The following is a 22,859-nucleotide window of genomic DNA, read 5'->3' on the forward strand; positions in this document are numbered from 1 at the left end:
CCGCTAAATCCGCGCGCCGATGCCGGTATACTGGCGGGCTACAGATTCAGGTCGAGGAGAGATCATGCGAGAGCGTCTGCTGGCGGCGGAAAAGATCAAGGCGATCGACTGGCGGGACGGTGCCCTGCACCTGCTCGACCAGCGCCTGTTGCCGCTGCGCGAACACTGGGTCGCCTGTCACAGCGCCGCCGAGGTGGCCCAGGCCATCCGCGACATGCTGGTGCGTGGCGCGCCCGCCATCGGCATCAGCGCCGCCTACGGCGTGGTGCTGGGCGCCCGTCAGCGCGCCGCGGCGGGTGAGAACTGGGAGGAGACCGTCAGCGCCGACATCGAGCTGCTGGCGGCGTCGCGGCCCACCGCGGTCAACCTGTTCTGGGCGCTCAACCGGATGCGCGAGCGCCTGACGCGCGCGGCCGGGGAAGGCGCCTTGGCAGCGCTGGAAGCCGAGGCGGTGGCCATCCACCTGAGCGATCGCGAAGCCAACCTGACCATGGCCCAGCTGGGCGTCGAACTGATCCGCAAGCACGACGCCAGCAAGCAGACCTTCCTCACCCACTGCAATACCGGCGCCCTGGCCACCGGCGGCTTCGGCACCGCCCTGGGCGTGTTGCGCGCGGCGCACCTGGACGGCCTGGTGGAATGCGTCCACGCCGACGAGACCCGCCCCTGGCTGCAGGGCTCGCGCCTGACCGCCTGGGAGCTGGCCGGGGAGGGCATTCCGGTCAGCCTCAACGCCGATGCCGCGGCGGCGCACCTGATGAAGACGCGCAACGTCGCCTGGGTGATCGTCGGCGCCGATCGCATCACCGCCAATGGCGACGTGGCCAACAAGATCGGCACCTACAACCTGGCGGTCATCGCCATGCACCACGGGGTGCGCTTCATGGTGGTGGCGCCCAGTTCGACCATCGACATGAATCTGGCGTCCGGTGACGACATCCCCATCGAGGAACGCGCCGGTCACGAATTGCTCGAGGCCGGTGGCCAGCGCATCGCCGCGGATGTGGACGCGTTCAATCCGGTGTTCGACGTCACCCCGGCCGATCTCATCGACGCCATCGTCACCGAGCGCGGCGTGGTGGAGCGTCCGGACGCCAAGAAGATGGCCGAGTTGATGAATCGCCGACGCCTGCATTGAGGTGATCGCCAGGGGCGGATACCTCCCTGAATGTGTTAGAATTTCGCTCTTTGCACAGGCTTTGTTCGAAAGCCCTCGGCAGGCGGTGATGCAGTGCTGAAAACCGGTCGGAGCGCCTTTTGCGCCGCCGGTGACGGGCGCCGCCAGACGGGCTTTCGCCTCTCCTATATCAGGCTCGGCCGACGTGCGGACGAGCCCTAGCGCTTTTCAGATCAGAAGGAACCAGGCTTCTCATGGGTGAACTGGCCAAAGAAATCCTCCCGGTCAATATCGAAGACGAGTTGCGGCAGTCGTATCTCGACTACGCGATGAGCGTCATCGTCGGCCGGGCCTTGCCGGATGTGCGTGACGGCCTCAAGCCGGTGCACCGGCGCGTGCTCTACGCCATGAGCGAGCTGGGCAACGACTGGAACAAGCCGTACAAGAAATCCGCCCGTGTGGTGGGTGACGTCATCGGTAAGTACCACCCCCACGGCGACACCGCCGTCTACGACACCATCGTGCGGATGGCCCAGCCCTTCTCGCTGCGCTACATGCTGGTGGACGGCCAGGGCAACTTCGGTTCGGTGGACGGCGACAACGCCGCGGCCATGCGTTACACCGAAGTGCGGATGTCCAAGCTCGCCCACGAACTCTTGGCCGACCTGGACAAGGAAACCGTCGACTGGGTGCCCAACTACGACGGCACCGAGCAGATCCCGGCGGTGATGCCCACGCGCATCCCCAACCTGCTGGTCAACGGTTCCAGCGGCATCGCGGTCGGCATGGCCACCAACATTCCGCCGCACAACCTCGGCGAAGTGATCGATGGCTGCCTGGCGCTGATCGAAAACAGCGAGCTGACCGTCGACGACCTGATGCAGTACATCCCCGGTCCGGACTTCCCGACCGCGGGCATCATCAACGGTCGCGCCGGCATCATCGAGGCCTATCGCACCGGCCGTGGCCGCATCTACGTACGGGCTCGCGCCGAAGTCGAGGACATCGACAAGAGCGCCAATCGCCAGCAGATCGTCATCACCGAGCTGCCCTACCAGCTCAACAAGGCACGGCTGATCGAGAAGATCGCCGAGCTGGTGAAAGAGAAGAAGATCGAAGGCATCACCGAGCTGCGCGACGAGTCCGACAAGGATGGCATGCGCGTGGTCATCGAGCTGCGCCGTGGCGAAACCCCCGAGGTGGTGCTCAACAACCTCTACGCCCAGACCCAGCTGCAGACGGTGTTCGGCATCAACGTGGTGGCCCTGCTCGACGGCCAGCCGCGCACCCTGAACCTCAAGGAACTGCTGGAAGCCTTCATTCGCCACCGTCGCGAAGTCGTCACCCGGCGGACCGTCTACGAACTGCGCAAGGCGCGCGAGCGTGGCCACATCCTCGAAGGCCAGGCGGTCGCCCTGTCCAACATCGATCCGGTCATCGAGCTGATCAAGAGCTCGCCGACCCCGGCCGAAGCCAAGGAACGCCTGATCGCTACGCCCTGGGAATCCAGCGCGGTACGCGAGATGGTCGAGCGCGCCGGCGCCGATTCCTGCCGTCCGGACGAACTGCCCGAGCAGTATGGTCTGCACGAGGGCAAGTACCACCTTTCGCCGGAACAGGCCCAGGCCATTCTGGATCTGCGTCTGCACCGCCTGACCGGCCTGGAGCACGAGAAGCTCATCGCCGAGTACCAGGAGATCCTGCTGCAGATCGGCGAACTGATCCGCATCCTGACCAACCCCGAGCGGCTGATGGAAGTCATCCGCGAGGAGCTGGAAAAGGTCAAGGCCGAGTTCGGCGACAAGCGTCGCACCGAGATCATCGCCTCCCAGGTGGACCTGACCATCGCCGACCTCATCACCGAGGAAGACCGCGTCGTCACCATCTCCCACGGCGGCTATGCCAAGTCCCAGCCGCTGCACGCCTACCAGGCCCAGCGCCGGGGCGGTCGCGGCCGCTCGGCCTCGGCGGTCAAGGAAGAGGACTACATCGAGCACCTGCTGGTCGCCAACAGCCACACCACCCTGCTGCTGTTCTCCAGCCTGGGCAAGGTCTACTGGAAGCGTACCTACGAGATCCCCGAGGCCTCCCGCGCCGCCCGTGGCCGGCCGCTGGTCAACCTGCTGCCGCTGGCCGAAGGCGAGCGCATCACTGCCATGCTGCCGGTCGATCTGGAAGCCGTGCGCCAGCAGGCGCCCATCGGTGAAGAGGATCTGGGCGAGCAGGACGACAACCTGGACATCGAAGACGCCGTGCTGGTGGAAGACGACGTCGAGGTCGAAGGCGAAGAGGGCGAAGTCCTCGACGCCGAGCAGGACGAGCCCACCGGTGCCTACATCTTCATGGCCACTCGCAACGGCACCGTGAAGAAGACCCCGCTGGTGCAGTTCAGCCGTCCGCGCAGCAATGGTCTGATTGCCCTGAAGCTGGAGGAGGGCGACAGCCTGATCGCCGCCGCCATCACCGACGGTGCCCGCGAAGTCATGCTGTTCTCCGACGGTGGCAAGGTCATCCGCTTCAAGGAGCGCCATGTGCGCACCATGGGCCGTACCGCCCGCGGCGTGCGCGGCATGCGTCTGGCCGAGAACCAGCGGTTGATTTCCATGCTGATCCCCGAGCCGGGCGCCGAGATCCTGACCGCCAGCCTCAATGGCTTCGGCAAGCGCACCGCCATGGCCGAATACCCGCAGCGTGGTCGCGGTGGCCAGGGCGTGATCGCCATGGTCATCAACGAACGCAACGGTCCCCTGATCGGCGCCATCCAGGTACTGGACGGCGAAGAGATCATGCTGATCTCCGACCAGGGCACCCTGGTGCGTACCCCGGTCGAGGGCATCTCCCGTACCGGCCGTAACACCCAGGGCGTGACCCTGATCAAGCTCGGCAAGGGCGAGAAACTGGTGGGCCTGGAGCGGGTGCAGGAGCCTTCGGTGGACGAAGAGCTGCTGGACCACGAAGCCGAACTGGACGACGAACTGCTCGACAAGGAGTTGCCGGTCGACAGCCACGAGCCGGATCAGGACGATGTGCTGCCCGGTGCCAGCGACGTGCCGAGCGACGACCTTCCGAACGAGGATGACGAGCGATGAGCAAGCGTGCCTACAACTTCTGCGCCGGCCCGGCGGCCCTGCCCGAAGCTGTGCTGCGCCAGGCCCAGGCCGATCTGCTGGATTGGCAGGGCCGTGGCCTGTCGGTAATGGAGATGAGCCACCGCGGTGAAGACTTCACCGCCATTTCGAGCCAGGCCGAGGCCGATCTGCGCGAGTTGCTGGCCATTCCCAGCAACTACAGGGTGCTGTTCCTGCAGGGTGGCGCCAGCCTGCAGTTCGCCCAGCTGGCGATGAACCTGCTGCCCGAGGGCGGCACCGCCGACTACATCGACACCGGCATCTGGTCGCGCAAGGCCATCGAGCAGGCGCAGCACTATGGCACCGTCAACGTCGCTGCCAGCGCCAAGGGCTACGACTACTTCGCCATTCCGGCGCAGAGCGAATGGCAGCTGTCCAAGGACGCCGCCTACGTCCACTACACCCCCAACGAAACCATCGGCGGCCTGGAATTCGACTGGATTCCGGACGTGGGCGACGTGCCCCTGGTGGCGGATGCCTCTTCCGACATCCTCTCGCGGCCGCTGGACGTCTCACGCTTCGGGCTGATCTACGCCGGCGCCCAGAAGAACATTGGGCCGAGTGGTTTGGTGGTGGTGATCGTCCGCGAAGACCTGCTGGGTCGCGCCCGCGCCGGCTGCCCGACGCTGCTGGACTACAAGGTCGAGGCCGACAACGGTTCCATGTACAACACCCCGGCCACCTTCTCCTGGTACCTGTCGGGGCTGGTGTTCAAGTGGCTCAAGGAGCAGGGCGGCCTGCCCGCCATGGAGCGCCTGAATCGCCAGAAGAAGGAGCTGCTGTACGGCTTCATCGACGCCAGCGACTTCTACAGCAACCCCATCGCCAAGAATGACCGTTCCTGGATGAACGTGCCCTTCCGCCTGGCCGACGAGCGCCTGGATAAGGCCTTCCTGGCAGGCGCCGAGGAACGTGGCCTGCTGTATCTGCAGGGGCACCGCTCGGTGGGTGGCATGCGCGCCTCCATCTACAACGCCGTCACCCTGGAAGCCGTCCAGGCGCTGGTGACCTATCTGGCCGAATTCGAGAAGGAGCACGGCTGATCATGTCGGAACACGAGCTCAAGGCCCTGCGCCTGCGGATCGACAGTCTGGACGAACGCATCCAGGAGCTGATCAGCGAACGTGCCCGCTGCGCCCAGGACGTGGCACGGGTCAAGATGGGGACGCTGGCGGAGGGCGAAAAGCCCGTGTTCTACCGACCCGAGCGCGAGGCCCAGGTGCTCAAGCGGGTGATGGAGCGCAACGGCGGTCCGGTCCGCGACGAAGACATGGCGCGGCTGTTCCGCGAGATCATGTCCTGCTGCCTGGCCCTGGAAGAGCCGCTGCACGTGGCCTACCTCGGCCCGGAAGGCACCTTCTCCCAGGCCGCGGCGCTCAAGCACTTCGGCAAGGCCGTGGTGACCCGGCCCATGGCGGCCATCGACGAGGTCTTTCGCGAGGTCGCTGCCGGCGCCTCCAACTTCGGCGTGGTGCCCGTGGAGAACTCCACCGAAGGGGCGGTCAATCACACCCTGGACAGCTTCCTCGAGCACAACCTGTCGATCTGCGGCGAGGTGGAGCTGCGCATCCACCACCACCTGTTGATCGGTGAGAACACCAAGGCCGACAGCATCACCCGCATCTATTCCCATGCCCAGTCGCTGGCCCAGTGCCGCAAGTGGCTGGACTCCTACTACCCGAGCGTCGAGCGGGTGGCGGTGGCCAGCAACGCCGAGGCGGCGCGGCGGGTGAAGGGGGAGTGGAACAGCGCGGCCATCGCCGGCGACATGGCGGCCTCGCTCTATGGCCTGACCCCGGTGCAGCAGAAGATCGAGGATCGCCCGGACAACTCCACGCGCTTCCTCATCATCGGCAACCAGGACGTGCCGCCCAGTGGCGATGACAAAACCTCCATCATCGTCTCCATGCAGAACAAGCCGGGTGCCCTGCACGAGCTGTTGCTGCCGTTCCATACCAACAATATCGACCTCAGCCGGATCGAGACGCGGCCATCGCGCAGCGGCAAGTGGACCTACGTCTTCTTCATCGATTTCCTCGGCCACCAGGCCGATCCGCTGATCCGCGACGTGCTGGAACGCCTGTCCACCGGCGCCGTGGCGCTCAAGGTACTCGGCTCCTATCCCCGCGCCGTGCTCTGAGAACCTGTCCAAAGTCTGCTGCGCGTCGGCCAGACGGCGTTGAAAATGGCCTGGAGCGCCAGCCCGGTCGGAATGCTCATTTACTACGTGTAAACTGCGCTTCCTCAGCTATTTTCGCGGGGCCGCCTAGGCCTTGTTTGTCTCTAGCTCGCGAGACTTTGAACAGGCTCTAATTAGGATCTACGTGCGTCAGCGTCGGCGCACGCAACCGTGCTCGTCAAAGGTCACCAGGCGCGAGCGCTCCTTGCGCTGGCGCCCGTCGTAGTGATAGCGGGTCAGGGTATCCAGCTGGGAAATCCGTCGCGGTTGTCCCAGGGCGTTCTCCACGTCCGCTCGGCTCATGCCGACCCTGACCTGTCCGCGGATGATCGCCTGCCGCCTCTCGCTGGCGCTGAGCCGGTCACCGCACCCATCCGTCTTGGCGGCTACCACCGTTGGCGCACGCGAGACCTCCTTGCGGGGTGCGGCCTTGGGTTTCGCCATCAGGGTGGGCCTGGCGCCACCGGGACGGGGGTTGTCCGCACGTTGCAGGCTGCTGTCGCTGTCCGAAGCGCAGCCGCTGGCGGAAAAGGTGAGGTGGCCGCTGGCATCTTCGCAGCGATAGACCGTGGCCGAGTGGGCCGGGTCGCAGCCCAGTAACAGGCCGAGCACGAGCAGCTTCTTCATGGGACGTCCTCCTTGACGTAGGCCTCCAGCTTAGCGAAGTAAAGGTCGCTGCACGAGAACCAAAATCGCCGTCTCGATACCCTGTCAAAGCCCTTGCAAATAGCTGTTTTGAAACCCTTTTGCCTTCGCACCGGCAACCGGTCCGGTGTATCATCCCCGCCGTCAGCCCCGCCGGGGCAGTGGTCATCCCCCCTTATGGACTTACCCAGTCAACACTCAATCGCCTTTTTCGTCCCGTTGTTGAGATAGGGTTCGTCGGTGCGCTCCGCCGGCGGGCCGGAGTGCGCTATGACCGTAGTGAAAGAAGCAGACATCAGAAAGCCCCACGAGACGCTGCAAGAGCGGCTCGCCCAGGTCGTCGAGTTGCTGGAGCGCTACGACCTCGCTGTCGAGGCGCGTGAAGACCAGGATCGCGCCCCCGTAGCCCCCGCCGATATTCCCGAAGAAGGCCTCGAAGAGCTGCGTGCCCGCCTGGACGAGCTGCACCCGGCCGACGTCGCCTTCATTCTCGAAGCCCTGCCGCAAGAAGATCGTCTGACCGTCTGGGGGCTGGTCAAGACCGAGCGTGATGGCGAGATCCTACTGGAAGTCTCGGACGCCGTCCGCGAGACGTTGATCGCCGACATGGACGATCAGGAAATCCTCGCGGTGGCCGGCCAGCTCGACGCCGACGAACTCGCCGATCTGGCCGCGGACCTGCCGCGCGATGTCGTCCATGAGCTCATGGACGCCCTGGACGCCCAGCAGCGCGAGCGGGTGCGCTCCGCGCTGTCCTACGAAGAGGATCAGGTCGGTGCCCTGATGGACTTCGAGATGGTCACCATCCGCGACGACGTCGCTCTGGAAGTAGTGCTGCGCTACCTGCGCCGCCTCAAGGAGCTGCCCGACCACACCGACAAGCTGTTCGTCGTCGATAACGACAGCATCCTCAAGGGTGTGCTGCCGATCAAGCGATTGCTGGTCAACGATCCGGACAAGCTGGTGGTCGAGGTCATGGCCAAGGAGGCGGTGGCCTTCCATCCGGATGGCGACGCCTATGACGCGGCCCAGGCCTTCGAACGTTATGACCTGGTCTCGGCCCCGGTAGTGGACAAGAACGGCAAGCTGATCGGTCGTCTCACCATCGACGAGATGGTCGACCTGATCCGCGAGGAAAGCGAAAGCGAAGTCCTCAACATGGCCGGTCTGCGCGAAGACGAAGACGTCTTCGCCTCGGTGTGGAAGTCTGTGGGCAATCGCTGGACCTGGCTGGCCACCAACCTCATCACCGCCTTTATCGCTTCGCGCGTCATCGGGCTCTTCGAGGGGTCGATCGAGAAGCTGGTAGCCCTTGCCGCGCTCATGCCCATCGTGGCCGGTATCGGCGGCAACTCGGGCAACCAGGCCATCACCATGATCGTCCGCGCCATGGCGCTAGGGCAGATCAGCGTCACCAGCACCACGCGGCTGCTGCGCAAGGAAATGGGCGTCGCCCTGTGCAACGGCGTCATCTGGGGTGGGGTGATAGGGCTGGTTGCCTTCTATCTGTACAGCAGCTGGTCACTGGGCCTGGTGATGATGGGCGCCATGACCCTCAATCTGCTGCTGGCGGCCTTCATGGGGGTGCTGATTCCCATGACCCTGCAGCGCTTCGGTCGTGACCCGGCCATGGGGTCGAGCGTGCTGATTACCGCGGTGACCGACAGCGGCGGCTTCTTCATCTTCTTGGGGCTCGCCACCCTGTTCCTGATGTAGGCAGGGTAGGGTGCAACGGGCTACCCAGGGTTAGGGCAGCCCGGGCGCTGTCAGGATGCGGCGTCGATGTCGTGGGCGATCAGCGAGATCAGGGCATTCTGCTGGCGACCCGACAGTTGTCGAAAGCGCTGCAGCAGCTCCCGCTCGCTAGCGGTGATCTCCGGACTGTCCAGGCGAAGCCCGGGTTCGTCGCCTAGGGCGCCCTCTTGCTGCAAGCTCTGCTCGAGACGCGCGATGATTTCCGAGTTCATGCTGCGATGGTGGTTGCGGGCCACATCCGCGATGCGCTCTCGCATGCCCTCGGGCAGACGCACGACGAATTTGTCAGCAGTACGGCTTGAGTAGGATCTAATGGCCTGGGTCATTGAGGTACTTCATCTGGAGTCAAAAATCAGTGAAGGCGTAAGCCCTCGTCTCGTTCCGCTAGCACTCATGGCACCTTGGACTCTGTAACCACCTGTCCCTAGGTATCTTTTTTATTGACGTCAATTTACCGACGTACGCAGCAAATTGCAAAGCTGCCGAAGAACTTCCTGTCTTTGGCAGTCCTCGCGTACTGCGGCGCTGCCGAACCGAAACATGACAAACCTTCCGCTGCTCGTTACCATGAGTGCCCTTCCTGTCCCAGTAGCTCAATTGGATAGAGCATCCCCCTCCTAAGGGGAAGGTTGGTGGTTCGACCCCACTCTGGGACACCAGATTCCTTTCCAGTACCTCTCCTTGCAGTCCGACGCCTTCAAGTGCCCTTGCCGAACCGTTACAGCAGTTTGGAGGATAGGGCAAAAACAGCGACTTTGTCCGACTTCCAGGCTCTTCCAGCAGCGATTTGTGGTTGTGATCACAGCATAGAGCAGCGGACGAAAACCTGCCGAATTTATCTGTACTCTCCATTGGCTAACCGTCTGCATTGCATGAATCTGGAGCGCCTCTGGAGGTTCGCGTCATGGCCTTTTATCCCGTCCTACTTTCAGTCGTCTTCGTCGTTCGTAATCAGGCAACCGAGTTGCAAAACGTGCTTGAGCGCGCCGCAACTGTCATCGGTCCCTTGGTAAGTGACTACGAACTTATCATCGTCGACAACGCCTCCTCTGATGACAGCGTAGCTCGATTAAAGCAACTCACCAGTATCAATGGCCTGCCCAATCTGCAGGTATATGCCCTGACCAAAGAAGTGGATTCGGATACTGCCGCCTGGGTGGGATTGGAAAACGCCTTGGGCGACTTCGCAGTCGTCATAGATCCGGAAACCGATGACATCGCCTTCCTGCCCGATATGTTGCAACAGGCAGCCGGTGGGGTAGACGTGGTCTTTGCCAACAATCAGCAGAAAGTTCGGCAGACTCTGTCTTACAGCCTTTGCTCCAATGGCTTCAACAGTCTCTACAAGAGATTCAACGGGGTGGATCTGGCCAAGGACGCGCCCCAGTTCCGAATGCTCAGCAAGAAGGTCATCAACTACATCCTGCGCCATCCCGCGCCGGCGCTGACCTACCGGCATCTACCCGCCACCGCAGGGTTCTCGCGCATCAACCTCGAATACAGCATGCCGCCGCGCAGCACCAAGCCCAAGCGGCTGTCCGGCAGTTTCGATCGGGGTGCTCGACTGCTGGTGTCCTCCACCCGCAAGCCCATGCGCATGGTCAGTCTCCTGTCCATCGTGGGGGCCCTGTCCAATCTGCTCTATTCCATCTACGTCATCGCCATCGGTGTGTTCAAGGATGACGTGGCACCCGGTTGGGTGACGATTTCATTACAGCAGTCCGGCATGTTCTTTCTCATTTCGCTGGTTCTGCTGGTGCTTGGGGAATATGTCCTGCAGTTGACCCACAGAGTCAACGAAGGGCCGCTCTATCATGTCGCCCAGGAGTTCACCAGTGCGGTCATGACGCGGCGCGACAAGCTCAATGTCGAAGTGGTGCAGGGCGGTAATGCCGCAAGGCCGGCTACTCAATCCGGCATGGCCTGACGATCATGAGAGATGCGATCGTCATAGGTGGCGGATTCTACGGGGCCATGACGGCCCTGTATCTCATGCGAGTGAGAGGCTTTGCGAAAGTCACGCTGATCGAAAGGGAAGAGGGGCTGTTGAAGCGCGCCTCTTATCATAATCAGGCACGGGTTCATAACGGCTATCACTATCCCCGCAGTTTCGTCACGGCCTTTCGCAGTCGGGTCAACTTGCCGCGCTTCCTGCGCGACTATCCCGATGTGGTGGTGCGGGACTTCACCAAGTTGTATGCCATCGCCCGCAACAACTCCAAGGTGACGGCCAAACAGTTCGAGCGTTTCTGCCAGGGTATCGAGGCTTCCTTGCAGCCCGCACCCGAGGAATTAAGTCGACTGTTCGACGACCGATTGATCGAGTCGGTGTATCTCACCGAGGAATATGCCTTCAATTCCGCGGTGCTCGCCGCTGAAGTCGGTCGTGAACTCGATGCCGTCGGCGTGGAGTTGCGCTTCAAGAGTCGGGTAACGGCGATCCGTGGTGAAACCGGTGGTCTGGGCGTCGAGGTGGTGGACGAAGCGGGCGGGCAGGAGGAGATGCACTGCCGCTATCTCTTCAACTGCACCTACAGCGGTCTCAACCAGTACGGCGGTGATTTCCCCGGTACCACCACGCGTCTGCGTCACGAGATCACCGAGATGGCCCTGGTGGAGATGCCTCCGGAGCTGCGCAACCTCGGCGTGACGGTCATGGATGGTCCGTTCTTTTCCATGATGCCCTTCCCGGCGCGCGGTCTGCACACCCTGTCCCATGTGCGCTACACCCCGCACCTCAACTGGGAAGACGCCAATGGCACCGATCCCTATACGCTGCTGGATGACTATGATCGCGCCTCGCGGGCGGACTGGATGGTGCGGGACGTGGCCCGCTACATGTCGGCGGCGGCGCGGGTGGAATACCGGGATTCGCTGTTCGAGGTGAAAACCATCCTGATGAAGAACGAAGGGGACGACGGCCGTCCCATCCTTTTCGAACAACACCCCCAGTTACCCGGCTGCTATTCGATGCTGGGCGGCAAGATCGACAACATTTTCGATGCCTTGGAGCGCCTCGATGCCGAACCCTTCCACTGAAGCGACACCCAGGGGGGTGTCCGGCATCGCCGGTTTCATCAGCGTTCTGGCCTTTTCCATCATCAACTTCTTTCTATTCGGCCAGGGCGTCATTCTCGACCCCTTCCACCAGGGGGAATACTTCGCCACGCTGCCGACGCTGCTGCACAGTCAGCCGGGCGCCCATGCCTTCACCATCCACGGCGGGCTGGATTTCATCCCGGTATGGCTGGCGCAGACCTGGTTCGGCGCCCAGCACACCTTCTTGGTGACCCAGATCCTCTATGGCCTGTGCAACACCGGCGCGGCCTTGTTGCTGTGGGGCACGGCGGTATTGCTGTGCCCCGTGCCCAAGGGCCGCGCGCGCCTGATCCTACTGGTCGCCGTGGGTGCCCTGGCGACCCAGGTGGTGGGCTATCGCGATCTCTTCCTGCTGTTGTCGCTGTTCCTGTTCTGCCTGCATCGCAAGGTGGAGACCACGCCGCGACGCCTGGTGTGCGAGGTGTTGCTGGGGCTGGCGGCGGGCTTCAATCTATTCTGGTCCTATGACCGCGGCATCGCCGGGGTGCTGGCCATCGGCTCGGCGGTAGTACTCGCCTTGTTGCTGCAACGGCGGCATCTGCTATCGATCCTGAGTTTCGCGGCGACCATTGCCTGGCTTGGCTTTGGTACCGATTTCTTCGCGCTGACCGACTACGTCAAGAACCTGACCTTCCTGTTGGAAACCTCTTCCCAGTGGGGCTATGGCCTGAGCGCCCGTCCTCTGGCGCTGAGCTTGCTCCTGGTAGTACCCACGGCCCTGGCGGGTTTCGCCCTGATCCGCTGCCTGCCCTGGCCGTGGCGTTGGAGCGAGGACCTGCCGCTGATTGGCGCCCTGGCGGTGCTGCTCGCGATCTTCTTCAAGATTGGGGTCAACCGCGCGGACTTCCAGCATATCCAGATGGGTTTCTGGGTGCCCTTGCTGAGCCTGTTCTATGCCGCCCGCCGGCAGCGCCTCGCGCGCAATGGTGGCTGGGATCTCTCGGCCCATCCACGGGCGGCAGCAGTCGCAATTGTGGCTGCCGTGCTGCTCGGGCTGGTCGGGCTTAATCCCTCACCGTTCTTCGCGGTGTTGCTGGCGGGTGCCCTGCTGGCCTTCAGCCGGCGGCTGCTGGTGCCGGCATTGGCGGCGCTGCTGGTGCTGCTCGCTGCCTTCAATCTGTACAAGTCGCCGGTGGAGCGGGTGTGGGCCCAGGGGCTCGCCTGGGTGCCAGCGCTGACCGCCTTGCCGGATGACGCGGCGCTGGCCACACCCGGGGTGCAATGGGCCTCGCGCCGTCTGCAGGAAAGTGGCGCCCAGTGCGTGTTCGACCTGGCCAACAACGGGGTCATCAACGGGGTGACCGATCTGCCGGCCTGCACCAAGTACATCTATCCAGTCTATGCCACGCCGCCCTACGAGGCGGACCTGCTCAGCGATCTGCAGCACGCCGATCCGCCGGCGGTGGTGTATTCGACGACCTTCTGGTCGTTCAACCTGAACAACATTTCCATGCACGACAAGTTTCCACGACTCAAGGCCTACCTGGACGCGCGATATCCCGTCGAGGAGTGCCAAGCGGACTATTGCCTGAGATTCAAGACCAAGGGGTGAGCAACATGAAGACCGACGCATTGATAGGGTACAGCGGCTTCGTAGGGTCGACGCTGCTCAAGCAGAAGGCCTTCGGCGCGCTGTTTCGCTCCACCAATATCGACCAGATCGGCGACCAGCCCTATGGCCAGGTCATCTGCGCCGGTGCCCCCGCGCAGAAATGGATCGCCAACCGCGATCCTGAGGCCGATCGCCAGAAGATCGATGGCCTGATCGGTCATCTGTCGCGGATCCAGTGCGATTCCTTCGTGCTGATCAGCACCGTGGATGTCTTCAAGCAGCCACTCGGCGTGGATGAAACCACCGCGGTGGACGAAGAGGGGCTGCACGCCTATGGCGCCAATCGCTATCGACTGGAACAGTTCGTCCGTGAGCATTTCGCCAAGGCGCTGATCGTTCGCCTGCCGGGCCTGGTCGGGCCGGGGCTGCGCAAGAACGTGATCTACGACCTGCTCAACGACAACAACCTGCACGCGGTGGAAAGCCGCGGCGTCTTCCAGTTCTATCCGATGGTCAACCTGGGCTATGACATCCAGACCGCCCAGGCGGCCGGGCTGGAGCTGGTGCACCTGACTGCCGCGCCAATCAGCGTGGCGGACATCGCCCGTCAGGGCTTTGGACGCGAATTCGGCAACACCCTGGACGGTACGCCTGCGCGCTACGATTTCCGCAGCGTGCATGCCGAGGTCTTTGGCGGCCGTGACGGCTACCAGTACAGCGCGCGCGACACCCTGCTCGCGGTCCGCGCCTATGCCCAGTCGGAACCCCCGGTCATCAAGGCGGAGGGTCAGTGATGCGCATCGCCATTTCCAATATCGCCTGGGACGTGGCCGACGACGCCATGGTCGCCGAGATCCTGCAACAGCATCGAGTGGATGCCATCGACATCGCCCCCGGCAAGTATTTCGCCGATCCCAAGACGGCCACCGCCCAGGAGATCCAGGCAGTGCGGCAGCAGTGGCAGGCCCGGGGTATCGAGATCACCGGCATGCAGGCGCTGCTGTTCGGTACCACGGGACTCAATGTCTTCGGCGCCGACGACATCCAGCGCGCGCTGCTGGCGCAGCTGGAAGGCGTCTGCCGGGTGGCCGAGGGCCTGGGGGCGACGCGCCTAGTGTTTGGCTCGCCGCGCAATCGCGATCGCTCCGGGCTGAGCGACGAAGAAGCCCTGGTGCAGGCACGCGACTTCTTCCGCCGCCTGGGGGATTTGGCCGCGGCGCACCAGGTGCAGATTTGCCTGGAGCCGAATCCGCCTCGCTATGGCGCCAACTTCATGATCGACAGCGATTCCACCGCCGCTGTGGTGCGCGCCGTGGGGCATCCGGCGATCCGCATGCAACTCGACACCGGTGCCCTGACCATCAACGAGGAAGATGCCGCACGGGTGCTCGAAGAACATGCCGAGCTGATCGGCCATGTCCATGCCAGCGAGCCGGATCTGGTGACCCTGGGGGAGGGTGGTACCAACCACGAGGGCATCGCCTTCGCCCTGACCCGGCGGCTGCCGGAGCAGGTGGTCAGCATCGAGATGCTGCCGGCCAAGCAGGGCTCCAACCTGGCCGCGCTGGAGCGTGGCGTCCAGGTCGCGATCAAGGCCTATCGTGAGCTGCCGGAGGCCGCGGCATGAAGTGGCTGATCCTGATCCTGGGCATCGCCTCCAACGCCTCGGCGAGCGTACTGGTGAAGCTGGCCATGCTACCGCCGCGGCGCTTCCCGAGTCTGAGCGATCCCATGGGCGCCCTGGCCAATTGGCCGTTCTGGCTGGGACTGTTCATGTATGGCCTGGCCTTCCTGCTGTACGCCGCCGCCCTCGCCAAGCTGCCGCTGAACGTGGCGCATCCGGTGCTGACGGCCGGCGCCATCGCCAGCGTCGCCCTGTTGTCGGTGGTGATCTTTCGCGAAGCCTTTCCCTGGACCACGGCGGCAGGCATCGTCCTGATCATCGCCGGCGTCGCCCTCATCACGGCCCGTGTCGGTTGAACCTGGAGGACCTATGACTACTGCAATTCCCGCCACCGAGCGCGCCCTCTGGCAGGTGCCCAGCTATTCGACGACCTTCTGGAACGGTCGCAGCCGTCCGCACTGCGTGGTGATTCCGGTCATCAACGAGGGCGAGCGTATCCTCAACCTCCTGCGGCGCATGGCGGCGGTCAAGATCGCCGACATCGCCGATGTGATCATCGTCGACGGTGGCAGCACCGATGGCTCGCTGGAGCCGCAGCGGCTGCAGGAACTGGGCGTCCGTGGGCTGCTGGTCAAGACCGCACCGGGCAAGCTCAGCTCCCAGTTGCGCTGCGCCTATGCCTTCGTGCTCGACGAGGGTTATACCGGCATCGTGACCATCGATGGCAACGACAAGGACGATCCGGACGCCATCCCGCGCTTCATCGACGCCATCGAGCAGGGCTACGATTTCGTCCAGGCCTCGCGCTTTCTGGCCGGCGGTGTGGCGGAGAACACGCCCAAGTCCCGCGACTTCGCTATTCGCTTCATCCATGCGCCCATGCTGAGCCTGGCCTCGGGTTTCCACTGGACCGACACCACCCAGGGTTTCCGCGCCTACAGCCGGGCCATGCTGCTGGATTCGCGGGTGGCGCCGTTCCGCGACGAGTTCACCACCTACGAGTTGTTGGCCTATCTTTCCTATCGGGTACCGAAATTGGGCTATCGCTGCGTGGAACTCCCCACCGTGCGGCGCTATCCGAAGGGCGAGGTACCCACCAAGATCAGCAGCGTCAGAGGTAATCTGTCGGTGCTGCAGGTACTGATGAAGGCCTGTGCAGGCCACTACAACCCACGCCTGGGCGAGGACGCTCAGCTGGCGGCGCAACGACGAAGCTGATTCCGTCGCGCTTGCCGGGTGTGCAAGAGACGATGGAGTAGGCAATGGTGCGTGTGCTGTCGGCGTTTCGCGGACTCTATTTCGCGACGCTGTTGATGTTGATCGGGACCGGTCTGCTGAGTACCTATCTGGGGCTGCGACTGGCCGCCGATCAGGTGCAGGGCCTCTGGGTAGGTGCCCTGACCGCCGCCTATTACGCGGGACTGGTGATAGGCGGCAAGCTCGGGCATCGATTGATCGCCAAGGTTGGCCACATCCGTGCCTATGTGACTTGTGCCGGCGTCGTCGGCGCCGCGGTGCTGGGCATCGGCCTGCTGCCTTGGCTGCCGGTGTGGCTGGCGCTCAGGGTGCTGATCGGCATGGGCATGATGTGCCAGTACATGGTGCTGGAGAGCTGGCTCAACGAGCAGGCCGGTCCTGGCGAGCGTGGTAAGGTCTTTTCCGGCTACATGACCGCCTCCTACCTTGGCTTGGCGTTGGGGCAGGTGGTCTTGGTGGTCTCGCCCGATCTGGGCGTCGACAAGCTGATGCTGGTCGCCATCTGCTACGCCCTGTGCCTGGTGCCGGTAGCGGTCACCGGCAAGATCCACCCGGCGCCGCTCAAGCCTGCGCCGCTGGAACCCACGTTTTTCATCCAGCGGATTCCGCAGTCGCTGACCACCACCCTGGTAGCGGGACTGGTGATCGGCTCCTTCTATGGTCTGGCGCCGCTCTATGCCAGCGCCCAGGGCCTGCCCACCGAGCGCATCGGTCTGTTCATGGCCTGTTGCATCTTTGCCGGCCTGATCGCCCAGTGGCCGATCGGCTGGCTCTCGGACCGCCATGATCGCAGCTGGCTGATCCGGGTGGTGGCCATCGCTCTGACCCTGGCTGCGCTGCCGCTGGCCGTGCTGCCCCATGTGCCGCCGGTGGTACTGCTACCCCTCGGTCTTATCGCCAGCCTGCTGCAGTTCGTGCTCTATCCGCTGGCGGTGGCGCTGTCCAACGACCATATCGAGGGGGAGCGGCGGGTATCCCTGAGTGCCATGCTGCTGGTGACCTTTGGCATCGGTGCCTGTATCGGTCCGCTGGTGGTGGGGGCTCTGATGAATCTGGTCGGGCCCAACATGCTCTATGCCTTCGTCGTGCTCTGCGGTGCCATCCTGATCTGGCGCATCCGTCCGGATGCGGTCACTGGCAAGCACCTGGTCGACGAAGCGCCGCTGAGCCATGTGCAGATGCCCGAAGGATCGACCAGTTCACCGCTGGCGGCGGCCCTGGATCCCCGCGTCGACAGCCAGGTGGTGCAGGAGCAGATGCACAGCGAGCCGGTGGTGGAGGAAGAACCTGCCGATGAGGGGGCACCTCTGCAGGAGGAGATCGAGTTCCCGCAGAACCCAGCTGAGCCCAAGGCGACTTGAGAGGTGGAGGAGGGCGCCCAGTAGTCGTGGGCGTCCGGTCGGTCACTCGAAACGGCGATTTTCTCGCTGCAACTGATAGATGAAACGCTCGATCTGACGCTGCGCAGCCCCCGTCAGGCTGTTGAAGCAGACACCGACGTCGCTGAATTCCATACGCTCCGTGCAGGCCACGTGGCGAATGGTCACCGGGGTATTGATGGTCCCGATGGGCAACTCGGCGCTAAAGCCCTGTACCTGCTGCTCCGGTTGCAGCAGATGAGTGACGTTACCAGGGAAACGCAGCTTGCAGCCCGTGGCTGACAGGTCGATCAACTGGCCGCGCAACTGGATCTGGCTGCTGCCCTGACTCAGTTCTGCGGTGGCGGGCTGGGTCAACAGCAACTTGACCCGATAGGCATTGCGCCGCTGGTGATAGGTGAGCTCCGCGGGCAGGCCGATCCAGTAGCAGCGCGTGCCGTCCAGTTCGCTGAACTCGACCGGACGGTCGATCTGCCAGGTGACCTTGATACCTTCGTGAAAGCTGTCTACCCGAAAGGACTGACCCTGCTCAAGCAGGCGTTCGGCCTCACGGGGAATGAATTCGTCCAGCGCGATCAGGCCCTTGGCTTCGTCGATCTCGACGACGAAGCTTTGGAATTGCTGCCCTTGGCGATTGAAGGTGATCCGCAGCGGGATGTGCTGCTGTTTCGCCGGCCGCAGGCACGCCAGGATCTCGCCCTTGGAGCGATAGACCTGGGGGGGTTGGGGGGCATTGTCGCTAGCGGAAGAGCCTTGCACCTGGAAACTCCTGTAAACGGCGGTCAGCAAGGATAATGGCTAACGGCCAGCAGTACAGCGAAAAACGCGCTGTGAGAAAAATCCACTGCTCACGCCGAGCTCAGCGGGCGCTGATAGCCACCGCCGGTCTGGTTACCGCGACGGTTGTACAGCGTGGGCGCCGAGGTACCCTGCAGCACATTCAGCAACTTGCCCACCACGAAACGATTGGCCTGGATGATCTGGCCATTGCGGACGTTGTGGGCCTTGCATTGCTCCATGAGCTGCGCGAGCTGACTGGAGAGAGCCAGCAGTTCCTCGCCATCGGGCTGTTGGGCGGCATAGGCCTGCAAGCCTGGCAGATCCGCCCGCAAACCCTGAGCCTGGAGCAGGACGGTGCGCTGCTGGGCATGCTGGTCGAGCTGCTTGAGCAGGATCTGCTTGGGGCCCAGCAGCGCTTCCAGCTGATCGAGCTGGCGCTCACTCAAGGCTTGGAACTCCTGCTCGATCAGGACCAGCAGTTGCTCGCTCAGGTCGATGTCGTGGCGAGTGATGTCGAGCAAGGTAGCACTGGGCATGGCGCGGTTTCCGTTCGAACGTTAGCGGTGATCGTCAGAAGGGCCATGCCGAACCGGGCGTCAGGACTCGAACGCCAGCAGTTTGTCGGCTACCTTCTGGCTGTCGACCTGGTAGGAGCCATCGGCGATGGCCTGTTTCAGGCGGCTGACCTTGTCGCTGTCGACCACCGGCAGATCCTTGAGCCCTGCGGTCAGGGAACTCAGTTGCTTGGCTTCAGCGCTCAAGCTCACCGACTCGCCAGAGGCGGTGCCTTGGGTGGCCTTGACGTCGCTGGTCTGAGCCGTGGATACGTCCTTGGTAGAGGCGGCCTTGGTGTTGCCTATGCCTGCAGTAGAGGACGAATTCAGGCGATTGATATCTAGAGCCATGAGTGGAGATCCTCGTGTCGTCTCGTTCGCATGTCCGGCTTATCGGCGTGCTGTGCCGAAACTTTAGCCGTGTACCTGTGCGCCGTGTCACATCCTTCGACAGGATGGCACGCTGAGGTTCAGGATGCGGACGTTCAAGGTACTCCTTTTGCCGCTTTCGCTAAAGCGCTACCTCCACCTGCCCCTGATCGACCACCCGACCGCGGACCACCCGGTTCGAACTCAGGTTGCGTACGCGGATTTCCTCGTCCTTGGCGCCCGCGCTCAGGGCTTCGCCCTGCATGCGAATACTGAAGGAGGCGCTACGGGCATTGATGACCACCTGTTCACCCTTGCGAATAAGTTCTGCTTGCTCGATAAAGGAAGGCGCCATGACCTGCCCGCTGACCACCTGGCGTTTCAGCTGGGTTCCCAGCACCTGTTCCAGGCTGGTCAGATAACCCTGGGTCAGGGTGCCGACGTCCCGCTCCACCAGGGCCACGTTCTGGTCATCCAGCACCGCACCGCGCAGCAGGGGCTGCAGGGTAACCACCACGGGCTGATACAGCTTGACCTGGACCGGCACGAACACCGTCCAGGGACTGCTGCCTTCGCAGCGGACCTTGATGTTGATCCGGCCCACCGGCGTGGGGTTGCCTTGCTGTGAAAGCGTCAGGGGTTTGTCGCAGGCCGCCAGGCGTAACCGGGGATCCAACGAGTTAATCTGATTTTCGTGGCGTGCGTTGGAACTGGTCTCCAGCAAATATTCCTGCACGCGCTCCTCAAGAAAACTTTCGACAGCGCCGATAAGTTCGTCAGATGAGGTGTAGTCGCCTTCTGCATAGGCCTTTCCGCCCAGGCATGTCAGGATCAACACAAGATTCGCAGCCCAGCGGCAAGAGGTTTTCATAGGTCGGAAACACGTCGCTTCGATCTTCATGAGTCACATCTAAGCAAGCCCTGTGCCGAGTTTTTCAACCGGTCTGTGGCAACGAGAGGAGTCGCCAAATGGCTGGTGTATTGGACGCAGTCAACCAACGTACCCAACTGGTGGGCCAGAACCGTCTGGAACTGCTGCTGTTCCGCCTGGACGGCTCGCAGCTCTACGGCATCAACGTCTTCAAGGTGAAGGAGGTGCTGCAGTGCCCCAAGCTCACCGTGATGCCGAAATCGAGTCCGGTGGTACGGGGCGTGGCCAGCATTCGTGGCGGCACCTTTCCCATCATCGACCTGGCCATGGCCACCGGTCGCCGCGGGTTGCCGGACATCAACAATTGCTTCGTGATCATTACCGAGTACAACACCAAGGTTCAGGGCTTTCTGGTGCGTTCGGTGGAGCGCATCGTCAACATGAACTGGGAAGGCATCAACCCGCCGCCCAAGGGCACCGGGCGTGATCACTACCTCACCGCCGTCACCCGCGTCGACAACCAGCTCGTCGAGATCATCGACGTGGAGAAGATCCTGTCCGAAGTCGCACCGTCCGTCGAGACCGTATCGGCCGGCGTGATCAGCGAGGTGGTACAGGCCAAGGCCGTCACCAAGCGCGTGCTGATCGTCGACGACTCCTCGGTGGCGCGCAAGCAGGTGACTCGTTGCCTAGAAACCGTCGGGGTAGAGGTCATCTCCCTCAACGACGGTCGCCAGGCCTTGAATTTCCTCCAGGCGATGGTGGCTGAAGGCAAGCGTCCGGAAGAGGAATTGCTGATGATCATTTCCGACATCGAGATGCCGGAAATGGATGGTTACACCCTGACGGCGGAAATCCGTCATGATTCGCGGATGCAGAAAGTGCATATACTGCTGCATACCTCCTTGTCCGGCGTCTTCAACCAGGCGATGGTCAAGAAGGTCGGTGCGGACGACTTCCTGGCCAAGTTCCGTCCCGATGATCTTGCCTCCCGGGTAGCCGAGCGCATCAATGCGGTCGACGGTCACTAGGTGAAGGCGTCTCTATCCCGGTATCCAGAAGGCGGAGCGGCAGTGTCAGCAGTCAACGCGGATTTTGTGCTTTTTCGTGATTTCCTCGAGAAATCCAGCGGGATCCTGCTCGGTGACAACAAGCAGTACCTCGTCTCCAGTCGGCTCAACAAGCTGATGGAGACCGAGGGGATCAAGACGTTGTCGGAGTTGGTGCAGCGCATCCAGATGCAGCCTCGCGGCGGTTTGCGGGAAAAGGTCATCGATGCGATGACGACCAACGAAACCCTCTGGTTTCGCGACACCTATCCCTTTGAGGTGCTCAAGAACCGCCTTTTGCCGGAATTGACCAAGAACACGTTCGGCCAGCGCCTGCGGGTCTGGTCGGCGGCCTGCTCGTCGGGGCAGGAGCCTTATTCGCTGTCCATGACCATGGACGAATTCGAACGCAGTGCGGCAGGGCAGGGGCGTGGCGGCATGCAGATCGTGGCGACCGATCTGTCCGGTGCCATTCTCACGGCGGCGAAATCCGGTGAATACGATTCGCTGGCCATCGGTCGCGGTCTGTCCCAGGAACGCCTGCAGCGCTACTTCGACGTGTTGCAGCCAAATCGCTGGGCGGTCAAGCCGGCCATTCGCAGTCGGATCGAATTCCGCGCCCTGAATCTATTGGACAGCTACGCCAGCCTCGGCAAGTTCGACATGGTGTTCTGCCGCAACGTGCTCATCTACTTCTCCGCTGACGTGAAGAAGGACATCCTCACCCGCATCCATGCCACCCTCAAGCCGGGCGGCTATCTGTTCCTGGGTGCGTCCGAAGCCCTCAACGGCTTGCCGGATCTCTATCAGATGGTGCAGTGCAATCCGGGCATCATCTACAAGGCCAAATAGGCCGGTCGATGGACACCCCCAAGGGCAGACTCAGGTCTGCCCTTTTCTTTTGCGCCAAAGTTCTGCCGCGCCTGGTCCTGGGGGCCGGCAAGGGCGGCGGAAAAACCTTGCCGCTCGCCGTCATTCTGACTGCCGCCCTACTCTAACCCTTTGATTTTTATGGATTCTGGAGACTGGCACGGGCCTTGCTAAATTGCCTGCAAGCCACGTCAAAGGTCTCTCGACATGAGCATCAGTTTTGAAAAGGCACTTGGGTTGCACGAGCAGGCGCTGAACTTCCGTTCCCAGCGCGCCGAGGTATTGGGCAACAACATCGCCAATGCCGATACCCCTGGCTACAAGGCGCGGGATCTGGACTTCAGCGCCGTGCTGGCGGAGCAGGCGGCCAAGGGCGCGTCCGGGGCTTCCGGACACTATCAGTTGGAAACCACCAACAGCCGCCATATCGCCGCCGAGGGCTTCGACATGGGAATGGGCGATGCGGCGCTGAAATATCGCATCCCCACCCAGCCGTCGGTGGACCAGAACACCGTGGATGCCCAGGTCGAGCAGGCCAACTACGCCGAGAACGCGATGAATTTTCAGGCCAGCTTCACCCTGCTCAATAGCAAGTTCAAGGGGCTGATGTCGGCCCTGCGCGGAGAATAGC

The 22,859-nt window shown here is 62.9% G+C and carries 22 protein-coding genes and 1 tRNA gene; 17 read left to right on the forward strand and 6 right to left on the reverse strand.

The features are described from left to right. Nucleotides 1-64: 64 nt before the first annotated feature. The 4 genes from mtnA to pheA all read left to right on the forward strand — a co-directional run bounded on the left by mtnA (nucleotide 65) and on the right by pheA (nucleotide 6,385). The gene (mtnA, locus tag LRS53_RS01705; RefSeq protein ID WP_231354727.1) at nucleotides 65-1,138 is read left to right on the forward strand and encodes an S-methyl-5-thioribose-1-phosphate isomerase; all 1,074 of its coding nucleotides are present in this window, start codon (nucleotides 65-67) and stop codon (nucleotides 1,136-1,138) included. 233 nt (nucleotides 1,139-1,371) lie between these two features. Then, nucleotides 1,372-4,206: a DNA gyrase subunit A gene (gyrA, locus tag LRS53_RS01710; RefSeq protein WP_231354728.1), complete on the forward strand. Its 2,835-nt coding sequence runs from the start codon at nucleotides 1,372-1,374 to the stop codon at nucleotides 4,204-4,206. Then, complete coding sequence (gene serC, locus LRS53_RS01715) at nucleotides 4,203-5,288, forward strand: 3-phosphoserine/phosphohydroxythreonine transaminase (protein ID WP_017641991.1); 1,086 nt, start codon at nucleotides 4,203-4,205, stop codon at nucleotides 5,286-5,288. The genes gyrA and serC overlap by 4 nt, the downstream gene beginning before the upstream one ends. A gap of 2 nt (nucleotides 5,289-5,290) precedes the next feature. Then, nucleotides 5,291-6,385 carry a prephenate dehydratase gene (pheA, locus tag LRS53_RS01720; protein WP_017641992.1) on the forward strand — a complete coding sequence of 365 codons (1,095 nt, stop codon included), beginning with the start codon at nucleotides 5,291-5,293 and terminating at the stop codon, nucleotides 6,383-6,385. A 189-nt stretch (nucleotides 6,386-6,574) separates the two neighbouring features. On the opposite strand, the gene LRS53_RS01725 is transcribed toward pheA, so the two are convergent. After that, nucleotides 6,575-7,051 carry a DUF4124 domain-containing protein gene (locus LRS53_RS01725; protein WP_231354729.1) on the reverse strand — a complete coding sequence of 159 codons (477 nt, stop codon included), beginning with the start codon at nucleotides 7,049-7,051 and terminating at the stop codon, nucleotides 6,575-6,577. A gap of 288 nt (nucleotides 7,052-7,339) precedes the next feature. Between LRS53_RS01725 and mgtE the strand changes: the two genes are divergently transcribed. Beyond that, the gene (mgtE, locus tag LRS53_RS01730; protein ID WP_017641994.1) at nucleotides 7,340-8,785 is read left to right on the forward strand and encodes a magnesium transporter; all 1,446 of its coding nucleotides are present in this window, start codon (nucleotides 7,340-7,342) and stop codon (nucleotides 8,783-8,785) included. A 50-nt stretch (nucleotides 8,786-8,835) separates the two neighbouring features. Here mgtE and LRS53_RS01735 read toward each other — a convergent pair whose 3' ends face one another. After that, complete coding sequence (locus LRS53_RS01735) at nucleotides 8,836-9,150, reverse strand: Arc family DNA-binding protein (protein ID WP_007160462.1); 315 nt, start codon at nucleotides 9,148-9,150, stop codon at nucleotides 8,836-8,838. 256 nt (nucleotides 9,151-9,406) lie between these two features. Here LRS53_RS01735 and LRS53_RS01740 point away from each other — a divergent pair. The 9 genes from LRS53_RS01740 to LRS53_RS01780 all read left to right on the forward strand — a co-directional run bounded on the left by LRS53_RS01740 (nucleotide 9,407) and on the right by LRS53_RS01780 (nucleotide 17,717). Beyond that, a tRNA-Arg gene (locus LRS53_RS01740) sits at nucleotides 9,407-9,483 on the forward strand. A gap of 245 nt (nucleotides 9,484-9,728) precedes the next feature. Then, nucleotides 9,729-10,751, forward strand: coding sequence for a glycosyltransferase (locus LRS53_RS01745; protein WP_231354730.1), 1,023 nt, complete (start codon nucleotides 9,729-9,731; stop codon nucleotides 10,749-10,751). 47 nt (nucleotides 10,752-10,798) lie between these two features. Then, entirely contained in the window at nucleotides 10,799-11,863 is a 1,065-nt protein-coding gene (locus LRS53_RS01750; protein ID WP_231354731.1) for an FAD-dependent oxidoreductase, read from the forward strand. Continuing rightward, nucleotides 11,844-13,475, forward strand: coding sequence for a hypothetical protein (locus LRS53_RS01755; protein ID WP_231354732.1), 1,632 nt, complete (start codon nucleotides 11,844-11,846; stop codon nucleotides 13,473-13,475). The genes LRS53_RS01750 and LRS53_RS01755 overlap by 20 nt, the downstream gene beginning before the upstream one ends. Before the next feature lie 5 nt (nucleotides 13,476-13,480). Then, nucleotides 13,481-14,269 carry a pyridine nucleotide transhydrogenase gene (locus tag LRS53_RS01760; protein WP_231354733.1) on the forward strand — a complete coding sequence of 263 codons (789 nt, stop codon included), beginning with the start codon at nucleotides 13,481-13,483 and terminating at the stop codon, nucleotides 14,267-14,269. Next, nucleotides 14,269-15,102 (forward strand): sugar phosphate isomerase/epimerase family protein, encoded by an 834-nt coding sequence (locus tag LRS53_RS01765; protein ID WP_231354734.1) that lies wholly within the window; start codon nucleotides 14,269-14,271, stop codon nucleotides 15,100-15,102. The genes LRS53_RS01760 and LRS53_RS01765 overlap by 1 nt, the downstream gene beginning before the upstream one ends. Continuing rightward, the gene (locus LRS53_RS01770; RefSeq protein WP_007160456.1) at nucleotides 15,099-15,455 is read left to right on the forward strand and encodes an SMR family transporter; all 357 of its coding nucleotides are present in this window, start codon (nucleotides 15,099-15,101) and stop codon (nucleotides 15,453-15,455) included. Before LRS53_RS01765 ends, LRS53_RS01770 begins: the two co-directional genes overlap by 4 nt. Before the next feature lie 13 nt (nucleotides 15,456-15,468). After that, complete coding sequence (locus LRS53_RS01775) at nucleotides 15,469-16,317, forward strand: glycosyltransferase family 2 protein (RefSeq protein WP_231354735.1); 849 nt, start codon at nucleotides 15,469-15,471, stop codon at nucleotides 16,315-16,317. Between the two features lie 44 nt (nucleotides 16,318-16,361). Next, entirely contained in the window at nucleotides 16,362-17,717 is a 1,356-nt protein-coding gene (locus LRS53_RS01780; RefSeq protein ID WP_231354736.1) for an MFS transporter, read from the forward strand. 42 nt (nucleotides 17,718-17,759) lie between these two features. Here LRS53_RS01780 and LRS53_RS01785 read toward each other — a convergent pair whose 3' ends face one another. The 4 genes from LRS53_RS01785 to flgA form a co-directional block, all read right to left on the reverse strand. Further along, nucleotides 17,760-18,494 (reverse strand): flagellar brake protein, encoded by a 735-nt coding sequence (locus LRS53_RS01785; RefSeq protein ID WP_231354737.1) that lies wholly within the window; start codon nucleotides 18,492-18,494, stop codon nucleotides 17,760-17,762. A gap of 89 nt (nucleotides 18,495-18,583) precedes the next feature. Then, entirely contained in the window at nucleotides 18,584-19,051 is a 468-nt protein-coding gene (locus LRS53_RS01790) for a flagella synthesis protein FlgN (RefSeq protein WP_231354738.1), read from the reverse strand. A 60-nt stretch (nucleotides 19,052-19,111) separates the two neighbouring features. Then, the gene (gene flgM, locus LRS53_RS01795; protein WP_231354739.1) at nucleotides 19,112-19,420 is read right to left on the reverse strand and encodes a flagellar biosynthesis anti-sigma factor FlgM; all 309 of its coding nucleotides are present in this window, start codon (nucleotides 19,418-19,420) and stop codon (nucleotides 19,112-19,114) included. 160 nt (nucleotides 19,421-19,580) lie between these two features. Next, on the reverse strand, nucleotides 19,581-20,309 hold the full coding sequence (gene flgA / locus LRS53_RS01800; protein WP_442968478.1) for a flagellar basal body P-ring formation chaperone FlgA: 729 nt from the start codon (nucleotides 20,307-20,309) through the stop codon (nucleotides 19,581-19,583). Between the two features lie 98 nt (nucleotides 20,310-20,407). Between flgA and LRS53_RS01805 the strand changes: the two genes are divergently transcribed. The 3 genes from LRS53_RS01805 (at nucleotide 20,408) to flgB (ending at nucleotide 22,858) form a co-directional block, all read left to right on the forward strand. Continuing rightward, nucleotides 20,408-21,340 carry a chemotaxis protein CheV gene (locus LRS53_RS01805; protein WP_231354741.1) on the forward strand — a complete coding sequence of 311 codons (933 nt, stop codon included), beginning with the start codon at nucleotides 20,408-20,410 and terminating at the stop codon, nucleotides 21,338-21,340. Nucleotides 21,341-21,382: 42 nt separating this feature from the next. Continuing rightward, on the forward strand, nucleotides 21,383-22,210 hold the full coding sequence (gene cheR, locus LRS53_RS01810; protein WP_026083954.1) for a protein-glutamate O-methyltransferase CheR: 828 nt from the start codon (nucleotides 21,383-21,385) through the stop codon (nucleotides 22,208-22,210). Between the two features lie 225 nt (nucleotides 22,211-22,435). Further along, nucleotides 22,436-22,858 (forward strand): flagellar basal body rod protein FlgB, encoded by a 423-nt coding sequence (gene flgB, locus LRS53_RS01815; RefSeq protein WP_231354742.1) that lies wholly within the window; start codon nucleotides 22,436-22,438, stop codon nucleotides 22,856-22,858. Nucleotide 22,859: the final 1 nt, after the last annotated feature.

The organism is Pseudomonas sp. PLB05 (genome assembly GCF_021106615.1).
Classification (GTDB): Bacteria; Pseudomonadota; Gammaproteobacteria; order Pseudomonadales; family Pseudomonadaceae; genus Chryseomonas; species Chryseomonas benzopyrenica.

What these genes read in the sequence shown, in the direction of transcription:
- mtnA (WP_231354727.1), top strand. Translation starts at nt 65, where the DNA reads ATGCGAGAGCGTCTGCTGGCGGCGGAAAAGATCAAGGCGATCGACTGG.
- gyrA (WP_231354728.1), top strand. Translation starts at nt 1,372, where the DNA reads ATGGGTGAACTGGCCAAAGAAATCCTCCCGGTCAATATCGAAGACGAG.
- serC (WP_017641991.1), top strand. Translation starts at nt 4,203, where the DNA reads ATGAGCAAGCGTGCCTACAACTTCTGCGCCGGCCCGGCGGCCCTGCCC.
- pheA (WP_017641992.1), top strand. Translation starts at nt 5,291, where the DNA reads ATGTCGGAACACGAGCTCAAGGCCCTGCGCCTGCGGATCGACAGTCTG.
- LRS53_RS01725 (WP_231354729.1), bottom strand. Translation starts at nt 7,051, where the DNA reads ATGAAGAAGCTGCTCGTGCTCGGCCTGTTACTGGGCTGCGACCCGGCC.
- mgtE (WP_017641994.1), top strand. Translation starts at nt 7,340, where the DNA reads ATGACCGTAGTGAAAGAAGCAGACATCAGAAAGCCCCACGAGACGCTG.
- LRS53_RS01735 (WP_007160462.1), bottom strand. Translation starts at nt 9,150, where the DNA reads ATGACCCAGGCCATTAGATCCTACTCAAGCCGTACTGCTGACAAATTC.
- LRS53_RS01745 (WP_231354730.1), top strand. Translation starts at nt 9,729, where the DNA reads ATGGCCTTTTATCCCGTCCTACTTTCAGTCGTCTTCGTCGTTCGTAAT.
- LRS53_RS01750 (WP_231354731.1), top strand. Translation starts at nt 10,799, where the DNA reads ATGACGGCCCTGTATCTCATGCGAGTGAGAGGCTTTGCGAAAGTCACG.
- LRS53_RS01755 (WP_231354732.1), top strand. Translation starts at nt 11,844, where the DNA reads ATGCCGAACCCTTCCACTGAAGCGACACCCAGGGGGGTGTCCGGCATC.
- LRS53_RS01760 (WP_231354733.1), top strand. Translation starts at nt 13,481, where the DNA reads ATGAAGACCGACGCATTGATAGGGTACAGCGGCTTCGTAGGGTCGACG.
- LRS53_RS01765 (WP_231354734.1), top strand. Translation starts at nt 14,269, where the DNA reads ATGCGCATCGCCATTTCCAATATCGCCTGGGACGTGGCCGACGACGCC.
- LRS53_RS01770 (WP_007160456.1), top strand. Translation starts at nt 15,099, where the DNA reads ATGAAGTGGCTGATCCTGATCCTGGGCATCGCCTCCAACGCCTCGGCG.
- LRS53_RS01775 (WP_231354735.1), top strand. Translation starts at nt 15,469, where the DNA reads ATGACTACTGCAATTCCCGCCACCGAGCGCGCCCTCTGGCAGGTGCCC.
- LRS53_RS01780 (WP_231354736.1), top strand. Translation starts at nt 16,362, where the DNA reads ATGGTGCGTGTGCTGTCGGCGTTTCGCGGACTCTATTTCGCGACGCTG.
- LRS53_RS01790 (WP_231354738.1), bottom strand. Translation starts at nt 19,051, where the DNA reads ATGCCCAGTGCTACCTTGCTCGACATCACTCGCCACGACATCGACCTG.
- flgM (WP_231354739.1), bottom strand. Translation starts at nt 19,420, where the DNA reads ATGGCTCTAGATATCAATCGCCTGAATTCGTCCTCTACTGCAGGCATA.
- flgA (WP_442968478.1), bottom strand. Translation starts at nt 20,309, where the DNA reads ATGAAAACCTCTTGCCGCTGGGCTGCGAATCTTGTGTTGATCCTGACA.
- LRS53_RS01805 (WP_231354741.1), top strand. Translation starts at nt 20,408, where the DNA reads ATGGCTGGTGTATTGGACGCAGTCAACCAACGTACCCAACTGGTGGGC.
- flgB (WP_231354742.1), top strand. Translation starts at nt 22,436, where the DNA reads ATGAGCATCAGTTTTGAAAAGGCACTTGGGTTGCACGAGCAGGCGCTG.